This is a genomic window from Phocaeicola faecium, assembly GCF_014837055.1.
GTDB classification, from domain to species: domain Bacteria; phylum Bacteroidota; class Bacteroidia; order Bacteroidales; family Bacteroidaceae; genus Phocaeicola; species Phocaeicola gallinarum.
On record NZ_JACSPQ010000019.1, the window covers coordinates 90,321 to 115,711 of the forward strand.

At 51.0% G+C, this 25,391-nt stretch carries 21 protein-coding genes; 10 read left to right on the forward strand and 11 right to left on the reverse strand.

The window, feature by feature from the left end; genetic code table 11:
* Positions 1-14: 14 nt before the first annotated feature.
* From H9626_RS12725 to H9626_RS12740, 4 genes are all read left to right on the forward strand, one after another.
* Positions 15-1,355 (forward strand): glutamate synthase subunit beta, encoded by a 1,341-nt coding sequence (locus H9626_RS12725; RefSeq protein ID WP_191710722.1) that lies wholly within the window; start codon positions 15-17, stop codon positions 1,353-1,355.
* A gap of 48 nt (positions 1,356-1,403) precedes the next feature.
* The gene (gene asnB / locus H9626_RS12730) at positions 1,404-3,110 is read left to right on the forward strand and encodes an asparagine synthase B (RefSeq protein WP_191710723.1); all 1,707 of its coding nucleotides are present in this window, start codon (positions 1,404-1,406) and stop codon (positions 3,108-3,110) included.
* Positions 3,094-3,909 (forward strand): diaminopimelate epimerase, encoded by an 816-nt coding sequence (gene dapF, locus H9626_RS12735; RefSeq protein ID WP_288732976.1) that lies wholly within the window; start codon positions 3,094-3,096, stop codon positions 3,907-3,909. The genes asnB and dapF overlap by 17 nt, the downstream gene beginning before the upstream one ends.
* Before the next feature lie 214 nt (positions 3,910-4,123).
* Positions 4,124-5,353, forward strand: coding sequence for an LL-diaminopimelate aminotransferase (locus tag H9626_RS12740; RefSeq protein WP_178256785.1), 1,230 nt, complete (start codon positions 4,124-4,126; stop codon positions 5,351-5,353).
* 2 nt (positions 5,354-5,355) lie between these two features.
* Here H9626_RS12740 and H9626_RS12745 read toward each other — a convergent pair whose 3' ends face one another.
* Genes H9626_RS12745 through H9626_RS12765 form a run of 5 tightly spaced genes read right to left on the reverse strand, consistent with a single transcriptional unit; the run spans position 5,356 to position 11,248 of the window.
* Entirely contained in the window at positions 5,356-6,417 is a 1,062-nt protein-coding gene (locus tag H9626_RS12745) for an ABC transporter permease (RefSeq protein ID WP_191710786.1), read from the reverse strand.
* Positions 6,418-6,438: 21 nt separating this feature from the next.
* Positions 6,439-7,548 carry an ABC transporter permease gene (locus H9626_RS12750; protein WP_191710724.1) on the reverse strand — a complete coding sequence of 370 codons (1,110 nt, stop codon included), beginning with the start codon at positions 7,546-7,548 and terminating at the stop codon, positions 6,439-6,441.
* Between the two features lie 48 nt (positions 7,549-7,596).
* Positions 7,597-9,042, reverse strand: coding sequence for an ATP-binding cassette domain-containing protein (locus H9626_RS12755; protein ID WP_191710725.1), 1,446 nt, complete (start codon positions 9,040-9,042; stop codon positions 7,597-7,599).
* Positions 9,043-9,059: 17 nt separating this feature from the next.
* Positions 9,060-9,971, reverse strand: coding sequence for an HlyD family secretion protein (locus H9626_RS12760; protein ID WP_178256782.1), 912 nt, complete (start codon positions 9,969-9,971; stop codon positions 9,060-9,062).
* A 23-nt stretch (positions 9,972-9,994) separates the two neighbouring features.
* A complete protein-coding gene (locus H9626_RS12765) occupies positions 9,995-11,248 on the reverse strand; it encodes a TolC family protein (protein ID WP_191710726.1) in 1,254 nt (417 codons plus the stop codon).
* A 167-nt stretch (positions 11,249-11,415) separates the two neighbouring features.
* On the opposite strand from H9626_RS12765, the gene H9626_RS12770 reads away from it, so the two are divergent.
* Positions 11,416-12,327, forward strand: coding sequence for a helix-turn-helix domain-containing protein (locus H9626_RS12770; RefSeq protein ID WP_191710727.1), 912 nt, complete (start codon positions 11,416-11,418; stop codon positions 12,325-12,327).
* Between the two features lie 117 nt (positions 12,328-12,444).
* Here H9626_RS12770 and H9626_RS12775 read toward each other — a convergent pair whose 3' ends face one another.
* The 3 genes from H9626_RS12775 to H9626_RS12785 are packed head-to-tail and all read right to left on the reverse strand — an operon-like array spanning position 12,445 to position 16,409.
* Positions 12,445-14,040, reverse strand: a complete 1,596-nt coding sequence (locus H9626_RS12775; protein WP_191710728.1) for a hypothetical protein — start codon at positions 14,038-14,040, stop codon at positions 12,445-12,447.
* 8 nt (positions 14,041-14,048) lie between these two features.
* Positions 14,049-15,080, reverse strand: a complete 1,032-nt coding sequence (locus H9626_RS12780) for an HlyD family secretion protein (protein ID WP_191710729.1) — start codon at positions 15,078-15,080, stop codon at positions 14,049-14,051.
* An 18-nt stretch (positions 15,081-15,098) separates the two neighbouring features.
* Positions 15,099-16,409, reverse strand: coding sequence for a TolC family protein (locus tag H9626_RS12785; RefSeq protein ID WP_191710730.1), 1,311 nt, complete (start codon positions 16,407-16,409; stop codon positions 15,099-15,101).
* A gap of 617 nt (positions 16,410-17,026) precedes the next feature.
* Between H9626_RS12785 and H9626_RS12790 the strand changes: the two genes are divergently transcribed.
* From H9626_RS12790 to cbiB, 3 genes are read left to right on the forward strand one after another with little or no spacing between them, the layout of a single operon-like run.
* Positions 17,027-18,520 (forward strand): cobyric acid synthase, encoded by a 1,494-nt coding sequence (locus H9626_RS12790; protein ID WP_225230995.1) that lies wholly within the window; start codon positions 17,027-17,029, stop codon positions 18,518-18,520.
* A complete protein-coding gene (locus tag H9626_RS12795) occupies positions 18,513-19,529 on the forward strand; it encodes a threonine-phosphate decarboxylase (protein WP_191710731.1) in 1,017 nt (338 codons plus the stop codon). Before H9626_RS12790 ends, H9626_RS12795 begins: the two co-directional genes overlap by 8 nt.
* Complete coding sequence (gene cbiB, locus H9626_RS12800) at positions 19,511-20,464, forward strand: adenosylcobinamide-phosphate synthase CbiB (RefSeq protein WP_191710732.1); 954 nt, start codon at positions 19,511-19,513, stop codon at positions 20,462-20,464. The genes H9626_RS12795 and cbiB overlap by 19 nt, the downstream gene beginning before the upstream one ends.
* On the opposite strand, the gene H9626_RS12805 is transcribed toward cbiB, so the two are convergent.
* From H9626_RS12805 to H9626_RS12815, 3 genes are all read right to left on the reverse strand, one after another.
* The gene (locus H9626_RS12805; protein ID WP_178257481.1) at positions 20,458-21,237 is read right to left on the reverse strand and encodes a radical SAM protein; all 780 of its coding nucleotides are present in this window, start codon (positions 21,235-21,237) and stop codon (positions 20,458-20,460) included. The two genes, cbiB and H9626_RS12805, sit on opposite strands and share 7 nt — an antisense overlap.
* Before the next feature lie 25 nt (positions 21,238-21,262).
* Positions 21,263-21,865, reverse strand: a complete 603-nt coding sequence (locus H9626_RS12810; RefSeq protein ID WP_178257482.1) for an SIS domain-containing protein — start codon at positions 21,863-21,865, stop codon at positions 21,263-21,265.
* 229 nt (positions 21,866-22,094) lie between these two features.
* Positions 22,095-22,631 carry an LOG family protein gene (locus H9626_RS12815; protein ID WP_191710733.1) on the reverse strand — a complete coding sequence of 179 codons (537 nt, stop codon included), beginning with the start codon at positions 22,629-22,631 and terminating at the stop codon, positions 22,095-22,097.
* Positions 22,632-22,756: 125 nt separating this feature from the next.
* On the opposite strand from H9626_RS12815, the gene H9626_RS12820 reads away from it, so the two are divergent.
* Together H9626_RS12820 and H9626_RS14940 are read left to right on the forward strand one after the other, a co-directional pair.
* Positions 22,757-23,980, forward strand: coding sequence for a M16 family metallopeptidase (locus H9626_RS12820; protein ID WP_191710734.1), 1,224 nt, complete (start codon positions 22,757-22,759; stop codon positions 23,978-23,980).
* A 248-nt stretch (positions 23,981-24,228) separates the two neighbouring features.
* Positions 24,229-25,383, forward strand: a complete 1,155-nt coding sequence (locus tag H9626_RS14940) for a helix-turn-helix domain-containing protein (RefSeq protein WP_225230996.1) — start codon at positions 24,229-24,231, stop codon at positions 25,381-25,383.
* Positions 25,384-25,391: the final 8 nt, after the last annotated feature.

A 25,391-nucleotide genomic window follows, 5' to 3' on the forward strand; every position in this document is an offset into this window, starting at 1 on the left:
AATCAAATCAAGATATGGGAAACCCAAAAGCATTCTTAACTATACCGCGGCAGGAAGCGGGTTACCGCCCTGTCCACGACCGTATCGCCGACTTTGGCGAGGTAGAGCAAACATTAAACAGCGGGGAACGCCGCCTGCAAGCCTCGCGCTGCATGGATTGCGGAGTGCCGTTTTGCCATTGGGCATGTCCGCTGGGCAACCGTCCTCCTGAATTTCAGGATGCACTCTGGCGGGGGAAATGGCGCGAGGCGTATGAGATACTGAGCCTTACGAACGATTTCCCGGAGTTTACGGGACGCATCTGTCCGGCACTGTGCGAGAAGAGTTGTGTGCTTCAGCTCAGCATGGGAGAGCCGGTCACCATCCGCGAAGACGAGGCGGCGATTATCGAGGCTGCCTTCCGCGAGGGATTCATCCGTCCCGGCAGTTATCCGCGCAACGGGAAGCGGGTGGCGGTTATCGGATCGGGACCGGCGGGACTTGCGGCTGCCAACCAGCTAAACCGGAGGGGCTATGAGGTGACTGTGTTCGAGAAGCTGGAGTACATTGGCGGGCTGCTGCGTTTCGGCATCCCTAACTTCAAGCTCCACAAACCGATAATCGACCGGCGTCTGCACCTGATGGAACAGGAAGGCATCACATTCAAGGTTAATTCGGAAATCGACCTGAATTGCCTGCCCGAAGGTTTCGACGCTTACTGCGTATGTACCGGAACGCCGCAGGCACGCGATCTCTCCATTCCGGGACGGGAACTGAAAGGAATTCACTTTGCGATGGAGATGCTTGCCCAGCAGAACCGCGTGCTTGCCGGACAGACTTTCACGAAAGACGAACGCATCTCGGCACGGGGAAAACACGTGCTGGTAATCGGCGGCGGCGATACGGGCAGTGACTGTATCGGTACGAGCAACCGTCAGGGAGCACTGAGCGTAACCCAGATTGAAATCATGCCCAAGCCTCCCGTGGGCGAGAATCCCGATACGCCATGGCCACAGTATCCGCGGGTACTGAAAACAAGCAGCAGCCACGAAGAGGGATGTGCGCGCCGCTGGAGCTTGTCGTCCGTCCGTTTCTTGGGAAAAGGTGGACACGTTTCGGGTGTGGAAGTGGAGGAGGTGGAATGGATTCCCGATCCCGCCGGCGGACGTCCGATGATGACTCCCACGGGACGGAAGGAAACCCTTAAAGCCGACCTCGTACTGCTGGCAATGGGATTTCTGAAACCCGAACTCCCGCCGCTGCCCGAAAACGCTTTTGTGGCGGGCGACGCAGCCACGGGAGCCAGTTTGGTGGTAAGGTGCATCGCATCCGGACGCAAGGCAGCCGGAGACATCGACCGCTATTTGAGAGAATAAGATACACGATACGAAGATATACAACATACAAATACAACGATTAAAATCATGTGTGGGATAGCAGCAATATTCAACATTAAGGAACAGACACCCGCACTCCGGAACAAGGCGCTGGCGATGGCTAAGAAGATACGTCACCGCGGTCCCGACTGGAGCGGAATCTATTGTGGCGGCTCCGCCATACTTGCTCACGAGCGGCTTTCGATAGTCGACCCGCAGAGCGGCGGACAGCCCCTTTATTCACCCGACCGCCGGCAGATTCTTGCCGTGAACGGTGAGATATACAACCACCGCGACATCCGCCGCCGCTACGAAGGACGGTACGACTTCCGTACCGGGAGCGATTGTGAGGTCATCTTGGCGCTTTACCGCGACAAGGGGATACGCTTTCTGGAAGAACTGAACGGTATATTCGCTTTCGCCCTTTACGACGAGGAGCGCGACGAGTTTCTCATCGCACGCGACCCGATAGGCGTCATTCCCCTTTATATCGGCTACGATGCCGACGGTACGGTGTACTGCGCCAGCGAGCTGAAAGCACTGGAAGGCTTCTGCGAGCGTTACGAGCCTTTCCTGCCCGGACACTACTATTCGAGCCGCGAGGGGAAGATGGTGCGCTGGTATCGGCGCGACTGGTTTGAATACGATGGAGTGGATACCGGCGGTGCAGACGAGCCCCGCGCTGCCTCCTTCCGCATCAGGGAAGCTCTCGAAGACGCCGTGCGCCGCCAGCTCATGAGCGACGTGCCCTACGGCGTACTGCTTTCGGGCGGGCTCGACAGCTCCGTCATCTCCGCCATCGCCAAGAAATATGCGTCGTGCAGGGTAGAGACCGACGGGCGGAAAGAAGCATGGTGGCCCCGCCTGCACTCGTTTGCCATCGGGCTGAAAGGTGCCCCCGACTTGGAGAAGGCGCGCGAGGTGGCCGACTTCATCGGCACCGTCCACCACGAAATCCATTACACCATCGACGAGGGACTCGACGCCCTGCGCGATGTCATCTATTATATTGAGACTTACGATGTCACCACCGTGCGTGCGTCTACCCCGATGTACCTGCTGGCGCGTGTCATCCGCAGCATGGGCATCAAAATGGTGCTGAGCGGCGAGGGAGCTGACGAGGTGTTCGGCGGATACCTCTACTTCCACAAGGCGCCCGATGCCCGCGCCTTCCACGAAGAAACCGTGCGCAAGCTCTCCAAACTCTACCAGTACGACTGCCTGCGCGCCAACAAGTCGCTTGCCGCATGGGGCGTCGAAGGGCGCGTTCCCTTCCTCGACAAGGAGTTCCTTGACGTGGCGATGCACACCGACCCCCGCCTCAAGATGTGTCCGGGCAGCGTGATAGAAAAGAAAATCGTGCGCGAGGCGTTTGCTGACATGCTTCCTCCCGGCGTGGCGTGGCGGCAGAAAGAACAGTTCAGCGACGGGGTGGGATACAGCTGGATAGACACCCTCAAGGAAGTGACCGCGCGCGCCGTGACCGACGACGAGATGGCACACGCCGCCCTCCGCTTCCCCATCAATCCGCCTCGCAACAAAGAAGAATACTACTACCGCAGCATCTTCGAGGAATACTTCCCCTCGCGCAGCGCCGCCCTCAGTGTGCCCAGCGTGCCCAGCGTGGCGTGCTCCACGGCAGAAGCCCTCGCATGGGATGCGTCATTTAAGAACATGAATGAGCCGAGCGGACGCGCCGTGACGGGCGTACACGCTGACGCTTATACCCAAACCCCTGCTGCCCATGAAAGTTAAGTTTACTAAAATGCACGGGGCGGGAAACGACTACATCTACGTCGACACCCTGCGCTATCCCATCGCCGACCCCCGCCGCGCCGCCATCGAGTGGAGCCGCCCCCATACGGGCATCGGCAGCGACGGGCTGGTGCTGATAGGCGCTTCATCGGTTGCCGACTTCAGTATGCGCATTTTCAATGCCGACGGCTCCGAGGCGATGATGTGCGGAAACGCCAGCCGCTGTATTGGCAAGTACCTCTACGAGCGCGGGCTGACGGATAAGACCGAAATCAGGCTTGAAACGCTTTCGGGCGTGAAAACGCTCCACCTCCACGTCTCCCCCCAAAGGCAGGTAGACGCCGTGACGGTCGACATGGGCGTTCCCACGCTCATCCGCCGCGTGGAGCTGGGCGCGGGCTACCCCTTCGGCGAAGGTATCGCCCTGTCAATGGGCAATCCCCACTTGGTGATATTCGTTGACGATGCCGAAAGCGTCGACCTGCCCGGAGTGGGTCCGCTGCTGGAGCACCATCCCCTGTTCCCCCACCGCGTGAACGTGGAGTTCGCCCAAATAACCGGCGATGCCGAAATCCGGATGCGCGTGTGGGAGCGCGGTTCGGGCATCACCCAAGCCTGCGGCACGGGCGCCTGTGCCACCGCTGTGGCGGCAGCCTTCACCCACCGTTCGCCTCGCCGTTCGGCAGTGCGGATGGACGGCGGCACGCTGCTGATTCACTGGAGCGAGGCCGACGGTACCGTGCGCATGACCGGGCCTGCCGTGAGCGTGTTCGACGGCGAAATCTCCCTCCCCGGATAAGCCCTTCGCAGCGTACCGTTACGCTACCGCAAGCGATGCCTTGCGCTACCCATAGCGCAGGCCTGCACTACGGGTAGCGTAACGATGCGCTTCGGGTAGCGTTCCGGCACTCCCGCCGGGACATACCGTCACAAATAAAAAACAGCAAGATCATATCAGTAAAACCGGCAAGACGGCGGCATGTCAGCCGCCGGCCTGCAAAAGAAATACACCTATGTCAACAGTAAACCCCCATTACCTGAAACTCTCAGCGAGTTACCTTTTTTCTGAAATAGCACACCGCGTAGACCAATACCTTGCGCAGAACCCCGGCAGCAGGCTCATCCGTCTGGGCATCGGCGACGTGACCCGTCCCCTGCCCGCCGCCTCCATCGAGGCGATGCACCGCGCCGTCGACGAGCTGGCATCTGCCGACACTTTCCACGGCTACGGTCCCGAACAGGGCTACGGCTTCCTGCGTGAGGCCATCGTCCGCCATGACTTCGCCCCGCTGGGCGTGAACCTCTCGCCCGACGAAGTGTTTGTGAGCGACGGTGCCAAGAGCGACACTGCCAACATCGGCGAGCTGCTCGACACCCCCGCCACCATCGCCGTGACTGACCCCGTCTACCCCGTCTACGTCGATACCAACGTGATGGCGGGCCGTGCCGGTGAACCCTGTCCCGACGGCCGCTGGAGTCGCATCACTTACCTGTCCTCCACGGCTGAAAACGGCTTCGTGCCCGATCTGCCCCGCCGCCGTCCCGACCTCATTTACCTCTGCTACCCCAACAACCCCACCGGTACCACGCTCACCCGCGCCGAACTGAAACGGTGGGTTGACTATGCGCTTGAGAACGATTCGCTCATCGTGTTCGACGCCGCTTACGAGGCATACATCACTCATCCCGACATTCCCCACACCATCTACGAGATACCGGGCGCCGAGCGCGTGGCGGTAGAAATACGCAGCTTCTCGAAGACCGCCGGCTTTACGGGCGTGCGCTGCGGTTACACCGTGGTGCCCCACGGCGTGACACTCTCTGCCCCCGGCGGCGGCCGCGTGTCGCTCAACCCCTTGTGGAACCGCCGCCAGACTACCAAGTTCAACGGCGCGAGCTACATCGCCCAACGCGGTGCCGAAGCCGTCTACACCCCCGAAGGCCGTCAGCAGGTGCGCCAAGCTGTGGGCTACTACATGGAAAACGCCCGCCTCATGCTCGCCGCCCTGCGCTCCGCCGGCCTTGAGGTGTACGGCGGCACGGATGCCCCCTACCTCTGGCTCAAAGCTCCCGGCGGGCAAACCTCATGGCAGTTCTTCGACCACCTGCTGCGCTGTGCCGGCATCGTCACCACCCCCGGCTCCGGCTTCGGTCCGTCGGGCGAGGGCTACCTGCGGCTCACTGCCTTCGGTAAACGCGACGACTGCGCCGAAGCCATGCGCCGCTTGCAGGCAGGGCTGTAGTCCTACCCCCTTTTGCGGTAACTCGCCACCGCCCACGTGCCCAGCACCGCGGCAAATCCCGCCATCACAGCAAGGTTTGCCGCCACATCGGTCACCCCTCCGCCCTTGAGATACACCGTGCGCATCACCTCCATGAAGTAACGCAGTGGGTTCAGGTAGGTAACGGCCTGCGCCCACGGCGGCATACTGGCAATGGGCGTAAACAGCCCGCTCATGAGGATGAACACCAACATGCAGAACCACATGACGAACATCGCCTGCTGCATGGTGGCAGAATGGTTCGAGATGACCAGCCCCAGCCCCGACATCACCAGCACGAACACCCCTGCCGCGAGAAACACTGTGGCAGGGCTTCCCGCCGGGCTGATGCCGTACATCGCCCGCGCCAGCCCCATGCACAGCGTCAGCACCACCGCGCCCATCGCCCAATAAGGCAGCAGCTTGGCAAGGGTGAATGCCGTGCGTCCCACGGGCGTAACGTTCATCTGCTCCATGGTGCCCGCCTCCTTCTCGCTCACCACGTTCAGCGCCGGCAGAAATCCGCACAGCATTACCAGCACAAGTGCCATCAGTGCCGGAACCATGAACACCTTGTAGTCTGAGTGCGGGTTGAAACGGTAGCGCACTGACGGGACAGGGGAGGACGTATCCATCAAAATTTGCGTGAGATACGAGCTGCCTAATGCTCCTTTCGTGCCGTTTACGGTGTTTACCGCCACCATCACTTCGGCAGTCCTTCCGTTTATTTGCTCCTTCTCAAATCCGCGCGGAATCTCCAATATCAGGTCTGCGCGGTCTTTCTCAATGGCTTCCAGCCCCGCACGATACGAAGACGGCAACTCTGCCAGCTTGAAGTAGCGCGATGCCCCGATGCGGTGTACCAACCGTGTCGACATCTCGCTGTGGTCATTGTCGATGACAGCCACACGCAGGTTTTCGATTTCCATTGTGGCAGCCCACGGCATGACGAGCATCACCATACACGGAAACAGCAGAATCAGCCTCGGCAAGAAACTGTTTCGGCGCAGTTGCCGGAACTCTTTTTCGATAAGGTAACGTAATATCATAACATGCCTCCTTTCGTGTTAATCCAATCGTTTTTTAAACAGGCGCGCTGTCAGTGCCACTAATGCCAGCGCCATGACGGTAAGCACTGCCACCTCTGTTGCCACGTATGCAGGCGGCACACCCTCTATCATGAGCCGGCGTACCGCTCCTATGTACCACCGCGCAGGTATGGCGCAAGCCACCGCTTGCAGTACGGGTGGCATACTTTCTACCGGGAATATCAGACCCGACAACAATACCGTGGGCAACAGCAGCAACAACGCCGACGCCAGCAACGCCGCCACTTGCGTACGTACCACGCACGAAATGAGCAGGCCCAGCGCCAGCGAAACAAAAATAAACAGCAGCGATACCCCTATCAGCGCAGCGAGGCTTCCTGCTATGGGAACGTCTAACACCAGCACAGCCAACAGCAGGATGGTGGTCAGGTTGACGAGCGACAACACAAGGTAGGGGACAGATTTGGAGAGGATAATGAACAGCGCTCCGGCAGGAGAAACAAGCAGCACCTCCATCGTGCTTGTTTCTTTCTCGCGGACAATGGAGATTGAAGTCATCATGGCACAAATCAGCATCAGTATCAGTCCCATTACTCCCGGTACAAAGTTGTACGCGCTCTTCATTTGCGGGTTGTAAAGCAATTTGGTCGTGACCTTCAGATGCGGTTCACCCGCTTCGGCAGACAGGTTGGCAGTAAGAGATTGACGTATAGCCGACAATACGTTTTGGGCGTATGCAGTCCGCGTCAGTGCCAGATTGGGGTCGGTGGCATCCACTATCAGTTGAACGCTCTCGCTGTCAAAACGCCCCCGTTGCAAGTCATCAGGCAAGACCACAGCCAGTTCTATCCGGTTTTGTCTGAATAATCGCTCTACTTCTTTTACAGAGCCGGTTACGTATTTTACGGAAAAATACTCTCCGGCATCGAGCCGGTCGATAAGATAATGCGCGTCTGCATTGAGATTCGGTGCTACTACCGCCGTCTTTATGTCTTTCACTTCGGTAGAGATGGCAAAACCGAATAGAATAATTTGTACGATGGGCATACCGATAAGTATCAGCATCGTGCGGCGGTCTCGCAAGATGTGATGAAATTCTTTCCAGACGAATGCAAAGAATTGTTTCATGGCTCTCAGTATCTTTATCTGTTATATACTTATTTATACTAATGACACTCAAAATCCCCGTGCCAGTTTCCTGAACACTTCGTCCATGTCTTTGGCTTCAAACTGCTTTTTCAGTTCATCGGGAGTTCCGATGGCTCGTATTCGTCCGTCTACCATCATCGATATACGGTCGCAGTATTCAGCTTCGTCCATGCAGTGCGTGGTAACGAAAAAGGTAATACCTCGGGCGGATGCTTGGTAAATCAACTCCCAGAATTGTCGGCGCGTGGCAGGATCGACACCACCCGTAGGTTCGTCGAGGAACACAAGGTGCGGGTTATGAATAACTGCTACGCCGAATGCCAGCCGTTGTTTCCATCCCGGCGGAAGTTTGCGCACTAAGGTGTCACGCTCTTCATACAGCCCGATGCTGTGTAACATCGTTTCGATTCGGGAAGCAATTTCGTTGGAAGGAACGCCGTAAATACCGGCAAACAAACGCATGTTTTCCCATACTTTCAAATCTTCGTACAGTGAAAATTTCTGGCTCATGTATCCGATGTTCTTTTTTATCTCTTCGCTTTGAGTACGTACGTCGAACCCCAAAACCTTCGCTTCTCCTCCGGAAGGTATGCTCAAACCACAGAGGATACGCATGGCGGTTGTTTTTCCGGCTCCATTGGCTCCGAGGAATCCGAGCACTTCCCCGCGTTCCACCTCAAATGAAATTCCGTCGACGGCGGTAAACGTACCGAATCGTTTTACCAGCCCTTTCACGCTAATGGCAAGTTGGTTTTCTGCTGCAGGAGGATTTCTCTCCAGTTTAGGCGGACAAAGAATTTCTTTGAATCTTTCCAGTATTTCCGGAGGTGTTCCAATGCCTCGGATATGTCCCTCATGAATAAATGCGATGCGGTGACACATGCTTGCCTCGTCCATAAAGGGCGTAGACACCACAATGGTAATTCCCTGTTTGCTTAATCTCTCCAGTATTGTCCAAAACTCTCTGCGCGATACCGGATCTACTCCCGTGGTAGGTTCGTCGAGCAGCAACACTTCCGGGCTGTGAACCAAAGCGCAGCAAAGTGCGAGTTTCTGTTTCATCCCGCCGGATAGTGCTCCCGCCCGCCGTTTGCGAAACGGTTCTATCTGCCGGTAGATGTCATTTATCAGTTCGCGGTGTGCCGCCACGGAGGTACCGAACAGTGTGGCAAAAAAGTTCAGGTTTTCTTCTACCGTCAAATCTTGATACAGCGAAAACTTTCCGGGCATGTATCCTGTGCGTCTACGGATAGCCTTATACTCTTTTTCTGTATCAAATCCGCATACATACGTCGTACCCTTTTCGGCAGAAACCAGCGTGGCAATGATGCGGAAGAGAGTCGTTTTCCCGGCTCCGTCCGGACCTATCAATCCGAATATCTCTCCCCGCTTTACGTGGAAAGACACATCGCTCAGTGCTTCGGTCACCCCGTAGTGTTTGGTAATATGATTTACTTCGATGATACTTTCCATATCCGTTCGTTTTTTGCTTATTGCTGCGTTTCGTTGTTAAACTTTACTTCGCCGTACATGCCCAGTTTGATGAATCCGTCATTGTGTACTGCTATTTTCACGGCATATACTTGGTGAGAGCGTTCATCGTTGGTAAGGATGGTTTTAGGTGTAAATTCGGCTTCGTCGGCAATCCATGTTACTGTGCCTTCGTATGGAATACGGTTGTCGTCACCAAAATCGGCGAATACTTTTACTTTGCTTCCTAATTTTATTTGCGACAACTGGGTGGATGTTATGTAAGCGCGTAGGAAAACATGCTCCATATCGGCTATTTTAAACAACGGCTTGCCGATGGATGCCACTTCGCCCGGCTCGGCATATTTGGCAAGTACCGTTCCGCTGATGGGAGCAAGGACATGGCATTTGCGCAACTGGTCTTCGATTTGGGCGACTTGGATGGCTACCGACGAACTTTGCTCGTTGAGGCTTGTCGTACTGTTGGTCAGCGTAGAAAGTTGAGCGTCCAACTGTCGGCGCAGGACGGCGAGTTGCGAATCCCAGTCGTCTAACTGCTTGCGGTTGGCAGCGTTGGCTTTCAACAGATTTGCCACACGTTCCCGTTCGCGTTCCGCTTTAGCGATTTGTTCTTGCGTAGAGGCAATTTGCTTGCGGATGTCAGGCCGTTGGCTTTTTACGGATTTCATGTTTGCCTCTAATTGCAATTTCTTCAAGTAAAGCTGTACGGTATCTATCAGTCCTACCTCTTCATGTTGTTTCAGTACGGTTCCTTCTTCCGCGTTGAGTTGAAACAGTCTTCCGTTGGCTTCTGCCGATACGATGATTTCAGTCGCTTCGAATGTCCCCGTGGCATCAAAATCCTCATTGGAGCGGCAAGCCGACAGGCCTGTCGCTATGATAGTGGCAAGGAGTAAATGTAAGCGTCTCATAAATGTATATTTTTAGGTTATCTTTAATTGGTTAAGTGCTTTTGTTCGTAAATCTCCATCAGTAACTGTATTTCGTGTTGCGCTTTTGTTTGCCGGGCAAGATTTTCGGCAGTCAGTTCCCGAAGCATCTCAGTTACAGTCAGTGTCCCGTTGGCTACTTTGGCTTCGGCTGAGCGGCGTATGTTGGACCGCAGGCGAATAATTTCATCGTCTTTTTCCATTTGTTGGCGTAAAGCATGGATGGCTCCCTCCTGTTCGGCAAGCTGCAAGTGGGTATTCAGTAAGAACACGTCGCGTTTGCTTGCTATTTGTAGCTGTTCGGTATCGAGTTTCCGTCTGTCATTCTTCAAGGTATACAGGCTTCCGAAATTCCAATTCATCCGTGCCCCTACGATGTAGTAAGCCTCGAATTTGTCTTTCAGCATGTTCAATCCCGGATTGCCGTAACCTCCTTGTGCGAACAGACTGAGTCGCGGCAAATATCCTGTGCGCAAATGTTGGCGGCGAATGTCGAGCGTATGTTCTTGCGCGTCGTATAGCGATAATTCCGGACGCCGGATAACGAGAGCTGATTCTTCGGCTGGCAGAACGGGACGTTCTAAAAGGATATCGGGCGAAAGCTCTTTTCCCGTGAGCAGCGCAAGCATCCGTACGTAAGACCGTCGGTTGGTTTCGAGAGTGATTCGCTGTTGTTTATTGTTGAGAATCTCTACGTTTACGGCATCCACATCCGCATCGTTTGCCGTACCGTTGTCGCGGTAAGCCGAAACGTTTTGCAAATTTCTTTCGAGTTCTTCGTGGAATAAGGCGTTTTGTTTCAGTTGCTCATCTATCAGTAAGATGCCGAAGAAAATCCGATTCACCTGTTCGTTGAGCGCATACATGCTTACGTCCAACTGGCGGGCTGCTTCGTCCGATTCGGCTTCTACTTGACGTTTCCGGTTTCGTATCTCTCCGCCGTCCCAAATGTTCTGGCGCACTTCCGCCACTATCTGGTACTGGTCTTTAGGCAGTCCGTGAAAGTCTACTTCGGGAATCGAAAACGGCAAAGTGGTCGCATCGCTTTGGTAAGAGGCTTTTCCGCTTATCGAAAATTGAGGCAAGTTTCCCCGTGTGGCATTCGAGAGGGTGTATTGTTCCGATAAGCGAATCAGGTCGTATTGCCTTGCCAGCGGGTAATTTTGTTGTGCGGCAGCCCGACATTCGTCCAAAGTCACCTGTCCGAAAGTAGAAAGGCAGAAGCCACAAAACAGCATCAATAAACAGGTTCGTATCATAAATAAGTCGATTTTGAGGTTCTTTTTGCAAATATAGATTGTTCTGTCCATATTAAGAAGTTCCATTGTTTGCTTTGAATGTTCTGTTTGTTTGATTTTGCACCTGACATCTCTTGTTTTTGTTGCGAATAATTATCTTTGCGGGAAGTAATATTAAAATATAGAATATGGAACAGAATGGCCTTTTTCTGCTTGCTTTGCAGCAGATACACGATTTCCCCTTTACGCGGCGTAATGAAAGTCGTTTCATTACCCCCGAACTGGGTTTTGTGCGTTCGGTAGAGGGGATGGAAGAGATTTCGGAATCTATACTGATACCGGGAAAACCCTATCGGCTGACCGAAGGAAGGATTGTTTATATCCGGTCGGGGCATATCCGTGTCCGTATTAATCTGCGTGAGGTGATTGTTTCATCAAACCAGTTAGTGGTCACATCGCCGGGAGCTGTGCTTGAGTTTGTGGAGATGCCTAAAAACATAGATGTTACCATGCTGACTTTTGTTGATGATTTTATGGAAGGTTGGCAGAAAGAGCCTTTGCTGCACGCTTACTTGCAAGGAGGAATTTTCTTTGTTGTCGATTTGAATGAAAAGGAGCGGAAGCGGTTGGTTATGTTCTTGGATTTGATTTGGGACGTGTTACACGACGAGCCTTTCCCGCGCGATACTGTCCGGAGTCTTATTTCCGCTTTGTTTCGTCAGATGGAAGTGTGTTATCATCGCGATGCTACGGTGTCGCGTCAGGAACATACCCGTCGGGAAAAACTTTTCAACAGGTTTATCAACCTTGTTAATAAGTATGCCGTTTCTGAACGGAACGTATCGTTTTATGCAGATAATCTGTATCTTACACCTCGCTATCTGAGTACGGTGATTCGGGATACCAGCGGAAAAACCGTGATGGACTGGGTGAATGAAGCTGTTATCCAAGAAGCCAAGTTGCAACTTTGTTACACCGATAAGTTGGTTTATCAGATAGCAGACGACTTGAATTTTCCGAACGCTTCGTTCTTTTGCAAGTTTTTCCGCCGCATAACCGGAAAAACGCCTTACGAGTATAGAAAAGAGAGGTCTAAATAAGGTGAAAAACGCTACCCATAGAACGGAGTAATTCTATGGGTAGAACCGGTTAACGCTACCGCATGGGATGAGTAACGCTAACGGTTGCGTTTTCCGGGGGTAATCCGAGCACTTCCGCTACCTCTGTCTGGGCTTGGAAAACGTTTCGGCTATCTCTTTACGCAGGCTGCGCCAACCGGGTATCTGTTTTAATTCGCGGCGTATGGGGGCATCGTATAGCAAAAATAAAAGAAACAGCAAGATGCAGCCGTAGATAGCCCAACCGTAAATCTGTTTGACGCTGATTTCCATCATTTGTGAGATGAATCTCTCTATGTAATCGCCGGATATGAAAGCGTTTTTCCCTAACGAAGTATGATTGATTGCCGCCCCGTAACGGGAAATGTTGTCGGATACGTAATACGACAGTCCGCGGGTGTACAGGGCAGCTCCCATTACGCCGCCTACTATCATGTGCAGCATGTTGAATACGCTTAGGGCTTGGAAGAAATGCTGAAAAGTCATGATTTCTTCCAGAAACGTCATGAAAGTTGCGCTCAAAATGGCGTACGCAAAGCCGCGGCACAAGGTAGGAAGGTAAAGTTGAGACAAATGGATGTCTGATGACACGGTGAAATAATACCCTATTAAGTAACAGCCTATACCCGCTATCCCGACAATGATAAGACGCAGGTAATTAAACCGTTTTACGTGCATCCACCAGTAGGCAAACAGGCATCCGCCGATTACGCCGATGAGCATCATCCAATCTAACTGCACGCTGACGGTTTCCTCGTATCGCATTACATCAGAGTAAAACACTTCTTCCAATACATGTTCGGTGGCGAGCAATCCTTCGACCACCGTTATCAGGAGCAGTACAGGGATTAAATGCCGATATGTCCACATCTTTGGCTCGAAAAAAGGATGACGGATGGAGCACATCCGCCCCACGCAAACCGTCAGTGTAAGCACGATGATTACGGCAAGCCGGCAGATAACCGGACTGTTCCACCAGTCGTACCAATCGGCGTAGTTGAAGAAATACGCCACTTCCAATAAAAAAGCAGACCAAAGCACTGCACCCAACCAGTCGATGCCGAATAGCGGAAACTTCTTGATAATACGGAAATGGCGGATACAGGTATGCAGTACCAGCAAATCGATTACCATGATTCCGGCAATAAACCAGTGCATGTAACTCCAGTGGAAATAATACATCAGATACACCGAACAGAGGTCGGACGCTTGCATACTGCCCAATATAATAATGTGAAGCATGGGAAAGAATACGGTGAAGTCTCGCTTCGGCGTCATCCAAAGCTGGATATTCGACATACATTCGAAAGTTCCCTGAATTTTGCAGATACCCTCCACGAAACATATCGCCCACAAAAGCGGCAGAAACCTGACGTGTGGAGCTATCAGGTTGCAACATAATACTCCCGTTGCCGCGGCTATCAGTAACGTTTTGTTCGTAAAGCGGAACTTCATGCGGAACAATAACGGAAAGTAGATTGCCATTCCCGCCAAATTTGCATAAAGACACATCATCAGGTCTTCACGCATCAAGGCAGTTTCTCCCATCATTTGGTTCAGTGTGCCCAGATACAATCCCCCCGAAAGCTGGAAAGTAATAGCAAAAAAGACATAAATCCACGGCTGAATCTTGCGAGGCACGAATGAGCGGAACATCGGCATCGTAAAAGGGCCGTTTAATACAGGCGCTCCCATACGTGTACTTAATATTTAACTTTACATTCTACATTAAATCCGGCACGCAAGCGTTTCAGCAAGGCGGCATCGTTGTTCTTCAGACTGATGCGCACCGGAACGCGCTGTTCTACCTTTACGAAATTGCCGGTGGCGTTATCTTGAGGAATCATCGAAAAGGCAGCTCCCGTAGCGTCCGAGATAGATTCTACTGTGCCTGTGTAAGTCACACCCGGAACGGCGTCGGCAGTCAGCTCTACTTCAGCCCCCTCCTTGATATGCGAGAGTTGTGTCTCCCGGTAGTTGGCAATAACCCAAAGGTCGTTGCTGTCCACAATGTCCAGCATGGTTTGTCCGGGTTGTACCAACTGACCTTCGTGGATGTCTTTATGTCCTGTTACGCCGTCGCACGTAGCAAGGATGACCGTATACGAAAGGTTCAGCCGCGCCAACTCGACGGCCGCCTGAGCCAGCCGTATGCCTGCTTCGTTTTGTTCCAACCGGTGGGCCTGTTCATCTTTAATCAGCGACGTAGACCGTTTGGCGCGCGAAAGCTGTTCGTAGCGTGCTTGGGTGGCTTCGTACGCAGTCTTCACATTGTCGTACTGCTGACGGGTTACGGCATCTTCCTCCAACAGCTTTTTGTAACGTGACAGCTCGCGCTGCGCATTCTCCATCCTTACGCGGACTTCCTCGATGCTTGCATCGCTTACGCTTAAATTATTCTGCGTGGTAGCGATGCCTACCGTTGTGGCTTGCCGTCCCGACAGCGCATTGGCCAAGTCAGCTTCCGCTTGCGCCAACCGTAATTTAAATTCGGTATCCTCAATGATGAGCAAAGTATCTCCTTTCTTTACCGGCCGGTATTCGTCAAAATAGATTTTCTTTATAAAACCCGCTATCCGGGTATTGATAGGAGTGATGTGTTGTTTTACTTGAGCATTATCGGTATACTCTACTCCCGGATGGATGAAACGCGAACATACATAAATCAGTCCGATTGCCAGCAAACAGATGATGATGCTATTGTAAGTCAGTTTTTGAATCTTTCTCGTAGTCATGGTTTGTTGTTTTTTAGTTTATAGCGTATGGGTAATGTATTTCATTTTATAATAGTGATAAATAACATTGATGCGTGCGTTGACCAATCCGAGGTCGGCACTTAGTTTGGCGTTGCTCGCATCAAGCATATCCGTAAGCAGGGCAAGTTCGTTCTGATACCGGTTATTGGTTACGCTGTAATTCTCGTTGGCAAGTTCCACACGCTTTTCCTGCGTCCGCAGGTCGGAATACGCCGTTTGCAGGTTCGTATAATTTGCCTGCACCGCGTTTTCTACCTGTTCTATGGTGAGCCGGTGTGTTTCTTGCGCTTTGCGTACGTTCAAACGGGCTTGCTTTAACTTCCGGTTGTTCTTAAATAATGATGAAATATTGTATTTCACCCCTATGCCTACATACCAATAGTTGAAGTTATTATCCAATACGGGCACTTCAATGGTTATCGGCCCGTCTAAATGTTCGGCTGCCACGAGTGCTATTTGCGGTAATCGTTCCGACCGCTCCTGCTTAACTTTCTGTTCGTTGATTTGGACTCCCGTTTGTGTCTGCTGCAAAGTCAGATTGCTTTTGCCTGCCATGTCCTGCCATTGCTGTTCGCTCAGCGTTTGTATGGGAATGTTGACGAGTGTTGAGTCTGGTATGATTTTAGTCTCACGGGGCAGATGCAGGGTTGTAACCAACTGATGGTTCAGAATCTTACATGCGTCTTTTACTTGCGTGAGCTGCTGCTTCAGTGTCTCTTTTTGCAGTTCATAGCGGGTAATGTCGTTTTTAAGCGCCGTACCCTGCTCGCGGCGTGCCATCATGTTTGCGATAACTTGGTCGGTCAGCTCGATATTCTTTTCCAACACATAGCCCTGATTCTTTAATTTGTAGAGGTCTAGATAATATCCTACTAACAGAAAACGAATATCCTGCCGGTTCTTTTGTTGGTCGAGTTCGGCTATCAGTTTGTTTAGTTCAGCCAACTCGATGCCACTGTTAATGGCGCCTCCGGCGTAAATGACCTGTTGGGCTTCGAGTGCGAAATTATTGCCGAAGTGAGGCATCTCAATTTTCGTTGCATTGCCGAAGTCCCTGTCCCACAGCCTGCCGTTCCCCCAATAGCTGGCAGAAACAGACAGGTTGATGTCAGGCAACCGTTGTGCTTTGGCAGCTTTCAACTGTTCATCGGCGGCCTCTTTGCCCGTTTTGTAAATCCGGATACTCTCACTGTTTTCGTCGGCAAGACGAAACATCTCTTCAATGCCCATCACACGGGGCTGGGCATACAAATACAAACTGCATAATGCTGTGTAACATAGCATTATGAGTCGCTTTTTCTTGCTCATAAATAAAAATAAAAAGTAAGTGTTACAGAAAAAATAACTTGATGTATGTACAGACAGGATGCCGATAAGCTGGGACATGAACCCCCTTCCGGAAGAAATTTCTCCGAAGTGCGTATCATACAAAACGCCCGACCAGTGCAGGCTTTTTGCATCCTATCAAATGTATGAAAAAAGAAACCGGTGGCAGATTAAATTTGAGCCGATGCTCCCCATGCGTGGAAGTCATGGATTTTGTTTTTGTACACTATTTGATAGTCGTAGTTATACGTTTTCATGGTTTCTTGTATTGTATTTCCGACTGCAAAGTTAGAATTTCGACCGATAAGTTGTAATCTTTAGGCTTGCTTGTTTTATTACTTTTTAACATACAGCCTCTGAAATATATGGGGAAATTCCCCTCCGGTTTGCCCCTAAAAACGCAACCGTTAGTGTTGACCAACTCTTGCGGTAGAATCAGGTAATTCTATTCGAAAGACTCAGCCACTCTATGGGTAGCGTTTTCGTTTTTTTCAAACTTCCTCTTTTACAGGCTTTTACAGGAATGCTTTCTTTGTAACAAGAAATGCGCTATCTTTGCACCTCGGCTATTTGCCGGAAACTTTGTTGTCGATTGATTTATGGAGAAAAGAACTTTACATCCGCTGATGCTTGCCGGAACGGGTAGCGATGTGGGAAAGAGTGTGCTGGCGGCAGCTCTGTGTCGTATATTCAGGCAAGACGGATACCGTCCTGCACCGTTTAAGGCGCAAAACATGGCGTTGAACTCATACGTTACGCCCGAAGGCTTGGAGATAGGCAGGGCACAGGCGGTACAGGCTGAGGCGGCGGGTATTCCCTGTCATACGGATATGAATCCGATTCTGTTGAAACCTTCGTCGGACAAAACAGCGCAAGTGGTGCTGAACGGACGCCCCATCGGAAACCGCGATGCTTACGATTATTTCCGTGTAGAAGGCAGGGAGCAGTTACGCCGTGAGGTTCATGCCGCTTTCGACCGCCTTAACACCCGGTATAACCCCATCGTGATGGAGGGGGCGGGAAGCATATCCGAAATCAACCTGCGCGATACGGATTTGGTGAATATGCCGATGGCTCGTTACGCCGGTGCGGATGTATTATTGGTGGCAGACATCGACCGTGGCGGCGTATTTGCCAGTGCATACGGTTCGGTGGCTCTTCAAACTCCCGAAGACCGCCGGCGGATAAAAGGAATCATCGTCAATAAATTTCGGGGAGATTTGCGCTTGTTTGAGTCAGGCGTAAAGATGATGGAAGACATTTGCGGCATCCCTGTCTTGGGAGTCATCCCCTACTACAAGGATATTTATATCGAGGAAGAAGATGCGTTAGACCTCCAAACGAAACAGTTGAATGCCGTACAAGGGAAAGTCAACGTGGCTGTGGTGCTGTTGCGTCATTTGTCAAACTTCACCGATTTCAACGTGCTGGAGCGTGACGAACGTGTAAACCTTTACTACACCAACAATACAGACGAATTGGCGAAAGCCGATATCATCCTGCTGCCCGGTACGAAAAGCACCCTCGATGATTTGTACGAACTGCGCCGCAACGGGGTAGCCCACGCCATTTTGGAAGCACGCCGTAACGGAGCCACCGTGATGGGTATCTGCGGCGGATACCAGATGATGGGGCAGGTGGTTAGCGACCCTGAAGGAATAGAAGGAAGCCTCCGCTCGTTGCCGGGCTTAGGCCTGCTGCCCGTTGAAACGGTGATGGAAGGAGAAAAGGTTACGCGCCGGGTGAACTTCGCATTTCCGGCAGGTGCGGATAACCGCTGTACAGGTTATGAAATCCATCAGGGAAGAACCGTTCCGGCAGAAGGAGAGGAGCAAAGAACCTTTATACAAACATCGGAAGGACGGAAAGACGGCTGGATGGCAGACCGGAAGTGTTTCGGAACATATATTCACGGCATCTTGGATAATCAGGCAGTCATCGACTGGCTGTTGGAACCGTATGCCGATAAACTTCAGAAGACCGTTTTAGACTATTCTGCCTATAAAGAAGAACAATACGACAAGTTGGCGGCTCACGTGCGGAGCCATCTCAATCTGTCTCTTTTATACCAAATACTGACAACCCATGATTAACGGACACGGAGACGATATTTACGCTTATCCCGGCATAACTTCTAACTTCAGTTCGAACGTACCGGGCGGAGTGAACCACGACGGACTGAATCGTTATCTTTATGAGAATCTTTCTTGCATCCGTTCTTATCCGGAACCGGAACCGCGCTCGCTGGAACGGGAGTTGGCTTCGTTTCACGGCGTTATGCCGGAAAATGTATGTGCAACTAACGGGGCGACGGAGGCAATCTACCTGATAGCCCAAGCCTACCGTAACAGTACGTCGGTGATTCTTGCGCCTACTTTCAGCGAGTATGCCGATGCATGTAGGCTTCATCTCCATACGGTGCGTTCCCTGTTTTCGCCCGACACCCTTCCGGCCGAAGCTGCATTGGTCTGGCTTTGTAACCCAAACAACCCGACGGGTGAGGTTATCGACCTCCGGCGGCTACGGAAATGGATAGAGACGCATCCCCGTCATCTGTTTGTTATTGACCAGTCTTACGAAGCCTTTACCGATAAACCGCTCTTCTCGGCAAAGGAAGCGGCAGATTATCCCAACGTACTGTTGCTTCACTCCTTGACGAAGCGTTTCGCCGTGCCGGGACTGCGCATCGGCTACGTAACGGCTCATCCGCTGCTGATTGACAAACTGCGCAGTAACCGGATGCCGTGGTCGGTCAATGCGCTTGCCATTGCCGCCGGACATTATTTGCTGCATCGTGCCGAGGGAGATTACGCACTCGATGTATCTGCATTGTTAAGCGAGCGGAAGCGGGTGGCGGAAGCCTTGCTCAGCGTTGGAGGTATGGACGTGTGGGAATCGGATACTCCCTACATGTTGATATGCTTGCGCAGCGGGAAGGCAGCCGCCTTGAAAGAGTTTTTGGCGTTAAACCACGGCATCCTGATTCGCGACGCTTCTAATTTCGAAGGGCTGGACGAGCGTTTCTTCCGCATTGCCGTACAGACTCCTGAAGAAAATGACCGACTTGTTAATTGCATAAAGGAATGGATGTATACTTATTAAATACGTTGCTTCCGCTGATAGCCGGATGGGTGTTGGATAAACTTTTGGGTGACCCGGCGTGGTTGCCTCATCCGGTGGTGGGTTTCGGAAAGCTGATTTCATGGTTTGAACGGCGGTGGAATCGTGGAAAACAGAGAAAAACGAAAGGGGCGGTTGCGGCTTGCCTGCTGATTGCCGGTACATTCTTTGCCGTAGCGGTGCTGCTTCATGCCTGTTTCTCATGGAATCGGTGGGCGGGAATCTTGGTTTCTGCCGTGGGTGTGTTTTATTGCTTGGCGGGAAAGACGTTGGCAGACGAAGTGCGGATGGTGTTTGTGGCAGCCGACCGCTCGGTGGAAGACGGGCGGAAGCAGGTGGCTCGCATCGTGGGACGCGACACAGCCACCCTGACAGGACAGGAAGTGCGTACGGCTGCTCTTGAAACCTTGTCGGAGAACCTGAGCGACGGCGTTATCGCTCCGCTGTTCTGGTATTTGGTATTGGGGCTTCCGGGGATGTTGGCATATAAGATGGTGAATACGCTTGATTCGATGATCGGATACAAGAACGAGCGGTACCGCGACTTCGGTTGTTTTGCCGCCCATGCGGATGACGTGGCGAATTACTTGCCTGCACGACTTACCGCACTGCTGATGGTTGTGGCTTCAGGAAGGCTTTCTCTTGTGAACTTTGTGCGGAAGTACGGAAATAAACATGCCAGTCCCAATTCCGGTTTTCCGGAGTCGGCACTGGCAGGAATATTGGATTGCCGTTTCGGTGGTCCTCACGACTATTTCGGCGAAACGGTATATAAGCCTTTCATAGGTGAGCATGAACGCACGCTTACTACTGCCGATATGCGCCTTGCCATTCGTATTAACCGCCGGGCAGAAGGGATGATGATAGCCTTCATGGTGGCAGTGTACGCTGTTCTCCGGCTCGGCTTCGGTCAGTAAGACGCTCCCGCGTTGATGCCTGCCTCTTTCAGCAAACCCACGATTCGGTCAAGCTCCTCGTGCGATGCCTTTTTGAGCGACAAGTCGGGCGTTTCACGGTCGATGGTGTAAATCATTACCTGACGGGGCGCAATTTCTTTCACCGCCTCCAGCCACGGCAATACATACTTGTCTGATGTATTATCCACGTCTTCCCCTTCGTCGGTCGTCCCCTTTAAGAACATGGTCTGGATGATGAGATTGCCTTTAAAAGCCTTCATCCCTTCTATGATGCTGCTTACATCGTAGCCACCTGTTGGACGATCTACTTTACGGATATAGTCGATGTCTACCGTGTCCAGTTTTAAGATGTTATTGTCTATCTTGTTCAGCGCATCAAATACCGCAGGCTTGTGGATAAAGGTAGAGTTACTTAACACACTCACTTTGGCATTCGGGAAATACTTGTCGCGCAGTGCCAGCGTGTCGTCGATAATCTCCGGGAAATGCGGATGCGCGGTAGGCTCCCCGTTGCCGGCAAACGTCAGTACGTCGGGCGCCACACCTTCAGCCTTCATGCTCGCCAGCCGGTGTTCCAATGCTTCGCTCACCTCTTCGCGGGTGGGCAGTTTCATCTTCGGGCGATGGTCTTTGTTATATCCACACTCGCAGTAAATGCAATCGAACGTACAAAACTTTCCGTCTGCCGGAAGAAGATTGATACCTAACGAAATCCCCAGTCTCCGGCTGTGTATCGGGCCGAATATGGGGGAAGGATAAATAACAGTTGACATAATATTTGTTTTTTGAATTGACAGTTTATTTACTGAGTTCGCGCGAGCGTTCGCCCAAATACCCCCCGTGGTGACGTTTGCTGTACTCTTCGATGGTAAATCCGGTACGTTTCATGGTCTCTACCACCAGTATGTCGCCGATAACGGTCATTACCGTAGTCGAGGTGGTAGGCGTCATACCCAGTGCGCAAACCTCGTCGGGATGTCCCGTAGCCAGACAGATGTCGGCAGCGTGAGCCAGCGGACTGTCCGGATTTCCGGTGATGACTATCTTTTTCAGCGTAGCGTCCAGATGTTGGGCAAGCTCGGTCAGTTCAACGATTTCGCGCGTTTTTCCCGAATTGGAAATAAGCAGAAGCAAGTCATTCTCTTGCAAGATGCCCAAATCTCCGTGTTGCGCCTCGCTGGGATGCAGGAAAACGGCAGGAATACCCGTCGAACAGAAAGTCGTGGCAATGTTCATGGCAATTTGTCCTGCCTTACCCATTCCGCTAGTCACCAGTTTCCCCTTTTTACGGTGTACTTGTTCCACTATCAGCTCTACGGCCTGTTCGTAAGCCTCCGTTACCGGAATGTTTAATACAGCCTGCGCTTCCCGCTGCAACAATTCTTTAATGGATGAAATCATATCGTTTTCTATTTAGTAAAGTGGTCAGTTAATTGATATAGTGAATTTTCTCTTACTTTTTAATGCTTTGAATTATAGTTGGTTAGCTTTTTAGGGTAAACAGGTAAAACGCAACCGTTAGTGTTACCCGGTTTTACCGCATGTTTTGCTTGACGCATCCGCTTAGGTTGTATCATTCTAACCGAAGCGTTTTTTAAAGGTTTTCAAGGCATGTCTGGTCTTGCAGTTTTTATTTGTCGAGCATACCGGTAAGCTCTTCGAAACTGTTTGCTGTCTGGAAGAAATTCGATAAAGGCCGATGGGCAAAATGTTGCGATTCCAAGCCTTTTAAGAAATCAAGTAATCCGTTCCAAAAGCCGCCGATATTATAAAATATTACTTTCTTGCTGTGATATCCGATGGTAGCGGAAGCGATGACATGGAATACCTCGTCCAGCGTACCTACTCCGCCCGGCAGCGCAACCAGTATCTCCGATTCCTGCAACATCAAGTCTTTGCGGTCGCTCAGGTTTACGGTGTGGAACGTTACGTCCAGTAATTCGCTTACAGCCCCTTTCTCTTCCAGTTTGGTGGGCACGATACCCATAATCATTCCGCCTTTTTCCTTTGCTGCACGCGCCGTAGCCTCCATCAAACCGCAGTTCGAGCCGCCGTAAATCAGCCATTTCCGATGTTCTCCCATCCATGCGCCCAGCTCTTTTGCCTTTTCCATGAATAGGGGGGCGATGTCATCGGAAGCCGAGCAGAATATTCCTATTTTATTCATAAGCGTTCGGGTTTATTTGTTTTTGCGAACAAATTCGTATACGCTGCAAATATCTGCATTTTTAATAAAAAGACAATACTTATTTATGTAATTTTGCCGTCGCGAATACAATTCAGAGAAAAACGATGGCATATAATACATTTACCTTTTCTAACGGGTTGCGGTTAATCCATGCTCCGAGTCCGACTAACGTGGCATATTGCGGCTTTGCCGTAGATGCGGGTACGCGCGATGAGTGGTCGGGCGAGCAGGGAATGGCACACTTCGTAGAGCATCTTATTTTTAAAGGTACGAAGAAACGCCGTGCGTGGCATATCCTTAACCGCATGGAAAACGTGGGCGGCGACCTGAATGCTTACACCAATAAAGAAGAAACGGTAGTGTACAGCGCGTTTCTGAAAGAACATTTCGCCCGCGCCGTGGAATTGCTTGCCGACATCGTGTTCCACAGCACGTTCCCGCAGCAGGAGATAGACAAGGAAGTAGAAGTAATCATCGACGAGATTCAGAGCTACGAAGACAGTCCGGCGGAACTTATCTTCGACGATTTTGAAGAACTCATCTACCCTGACCATGCGCTGGGGCGGAACATCCTCGGCAAGCCCGAACTGTTGCGCCGTTTCCGCAGCGAAGATGCCTTGCGTTTCGTAAACCGTTACTATAAGCCTACGAACATGGTGTTCTTTGTGCAGGGCGACATCGACTTCCGCACGGTAGTCCGTACCGTGGAACGTGCCGTATCGGATATTCCTTATGCCGAGGTGGAAAACTACATCCGTCAGCGCCCGTTGCCTTATTCTCCCCGCTCGCTGACCCTCGAAAAAGATACCCATCAGGCACACGTGATGATAGGCGGACGCGGATACGATGCCTACGACGAACGTCGCACAGGACTTTATCTGCTGAATAATATTTTGGGAGGCCCCGGAATGAACAGCCGTCTGAATGTAGCCTTGCGCGAGCGTCGAGGCTTGGTGTATACGGTAGAGTCGAATCTTACGGCATATACCGATACGGGGACTTTCTGCATTTATTTCGGTTGCGATACGGCAGATGCCGACCGCTGTATCGACTTGGTGCATAAAGAACTGAAGAAACTGTGCGATTGCTCGCTGACATCGGCACAGCTTGCGGCGGCAAAGAAACAAATCATCGGACAAATCGGTGTGGCAAGCGATAACTTCGAAAACAACGCCCTCGACATGGGGAAATGTTTCCTTCACTATAAAAAATACGAAGACAAGACAGAGGTCTTTAATCGCATCGACAGTCTTACCTCCTCTCAGTTATTGGAAATAGCCAATCAGGTTTTTTCCGATTCGTACTTGTCTACACTTGTCTATAGATAAAAAATAATCCATTTAGTATCAAATTTTAGACGGATATCCCTTGTTGGGTTATATATAATCCGTTTTTTCGTACTCTCTACTTTGTATTTTTTCTTTTTAATCCCTTTTTTTGTAATAGATTATGATGTTGAATATTCGTAAATCGGTTTGAAAAATAATAAATGTACGAATTGAAAAATATACGAATAGACAAATATCGTAATCGGTAGCTGCCTTAACTTTAGGACAAGATAAACACAAAGTAAATTATGGAGAAACTATTTTATACGATGGAAGTCGTATCAGGTGTCGTTTGCTTGGTTTTGGCTTTATTTTTACATTTCTCCAAAGTTCCTGAAGGGGAAATGTGCAAGCGCAACAAGCGAGGACGGGTTTATATTGAAGTGGCTTATGTCTTTTTAGGTATCGCTTCATTGATTGTAGCAGGTATTGACAGTGGACAAATATCGTCTATGGAATACATGAAAACCTTTTTTATTCAGGGGATAGCTCCTCTGCAGGTATTACTGTTCGCATGGGCGTTTATTTATCCTATTAGTGCCAGTAAGCAGATAAGGCGCTTTATGCAAAAACAATTTGCATTTACTTTATTGCTTCTTATCGCTAATCTCATTTACTACTTTTCGTTGGGCGGGAAGCCTTATACGTGGCCCGCTTACGTGTTGTTGGGTTGTTATATTGTTCTGGCAACGGTTTATATACGGATATTCATGCGGGTTTCAAAGCGATGGCTCACACGTCATCCCGACCGCGAATCCATTATGCGGAAAGATGTTTATCCGCTGTGGACAGGTATTTGCGTTTTAGCCGGACTTGGGGTCGGGATCTGTTTATATCCCGACGTAATTCTTCAATTTGTTTTTACGGCGATTTATACGGCATTTTATGTGATGCTGGCTTTGCAATATCACAATTATGCTATATCTAATTTCCAATATCCCAAAGAAAATGTAACCCTTAAACCGACAAAAGAAATCTATTCCTCAGAAGAAAAACCGATAATCCAATTAACAATAGATTCAGATACTATGGATAGCCAAAAGTTGAAGTACGAAAAGATTGATGAGAAATTGGCACGTTGGAAGGCTGATAAAAAGTTTCTCCACGCCGGAGTAACCATTCAAGATTTGAGTAAAGAAATCGGAATAAACCGTACTTATCTGTCTAATTTTATCAATGAAACGTACCACACCAATTTTAACACTTGGATTAATGGCTTGCGAATTGATGAAGCAAAACATCGCATTATCATGTCGCCGGAAGCGAGTCTGGCTGAGATTGCCGAGCAGGTAGGGTTTGCCGACCTTGCCCACTTTAGCAAACAATTTAAGTTGAAAGAAGGTATTTCTCCCTCGTCTTATCGGAAAGAATTGAAAGAATTAAAAGAAGCAGCTGCCGGATGAGCTGCTTC

Excerpts from the sequence above, each read along its gene's own strand:
- H9626_RS12725 (WP_191710722.1), top strand. The coding sequence starts at position 15 with ATGGGAAACCCAAAAGCATTCTTAACTATACCGCGGCAGGAAGCGGGT.
- asnB (WP_191710723.1), top strand. The coding sequence starts at position 1,404 with ATGTGTGGGATAGCAGCAATATTCAACATTAAGGAACAGACACCCGCA.
- H9626_RS12740 (WP_178256785.1), top strand. The coding sequence starts at position 4,124 with ATGTCAACAGTAAACCCCCATTACCTGAAACTCTCAGCGAGTTACCTT.
- H9626_RS12750 (WP_191710724.1), bottom strand. The coding sequence starts at position 7,548 with ATGAAACAATTCTTTGCATTCGTCTGGAAAGAATTTCATCACATCTTG.
- H9626_RS12755 (WP_191710725.1), bottom strand. The coding sequence starts at position 9,042 with ATGGAAAGTATCATCGAAGTAAATCATATTACCAAACACTACGGGGTG.
- H9626_RS12760 (WP_178256782.1), bottom strand. The coding sequence starts at position 9,971 with ATGAGACGCTTACATTTACTCCTTGCCACTATCATAGCGACAGGCCTG.
- H9626_RS12765 (WP_191710726.1), bottom strand. The coding sequence starts at position 11,248 with ATGATACGAACCTGTTTATTGATGCTGTTTTGTGGCTTCTGCCTTTCT.
- H9626_RS12770 (WP_191710727.1), top strand. The coding sequence starts at position 11,416 with ATGGAACAGAATGGCCTTTTTCTGCTTGCTTTGCAGCAGATACACGAT.
- H9626_RS12775 (WP_191710728.1), bottom strand. The coding sequence starts at position 14,040 with ATGGGAGCGCCTGTATTAAACGGCCCTTTTACGATGCCGATGTTCCGC.
- H9626_RS12780 (WP_191710729.1), bottom strand. The coding sequence starts at position 15,080 with ATGACTACGAGAAAGATTCAAAAACTGACTTACAATAGCATCATCATC.
- H9626_RS12785 (WP_191710730.1), bottom strand. The coding sequence starts at position 16,409 with ATGAGCAAGAAAAAGCGACTCATAATGCTATGTTACACAGCATTATGC.
- H9626_RS12790 (WP_225230995.1), top strand. The coding sequence starts at position 17,027 with ATGGAGAAAAGAACTTTACATCCGCTGATGCTTGCCGGAACGGGTAGC.
- H9626_RS12795 (WP_191710731.1), top strand. The coding sequence starts at position 18,513 with ATGATTAACGGACACGGAGACGATATTTACGCTTATCCCGGCATAACT.
- cbiB (WP_191710732.1), top strand. The coding sequence starts at position 19,511 with ATGGATGTATACTTATTAAATACGTTGCTTCCGCTGATAGCCGGATGG.
- H9626_RS12805 (WP_178257481.1), bottom strand. The coding sequence starts at position 21,237 with ATGTCAACTGTTATTTATCCTTCCCCCATATTCGGCCCGATACACAGC.
- H9626_RS12810 (WP_178257482.1), bottom strand. The coding sequence starts at position 21,865 with ATGATTTCATCCATTAAAGAATTGTTGCAGCGGGAAGCGCAGGCTGTA.
- H9626_RS12815 (WP_191710733.1), bottom strand. The coding sequence starts at position 22,631 with ATGAATAAAATAGGAATATTCTGCTCGGCTTCCGATGACATCGCCCCC.
- H9626_RS12820 (WP_191710734.1), top strand. The coding sequence starts at position 22,757 with ATGGCATATAATACATTTACCTTTTCTAACGGGTTGCGGTTAATCCAT.
- H9626_RS14940 (WP_225230996.1), top strand. The coding sequence starts at position 24,229 with ATGGAGAAACTATTTTATACGATGGAAGTCGTATCAGGTGTCGTTTGC.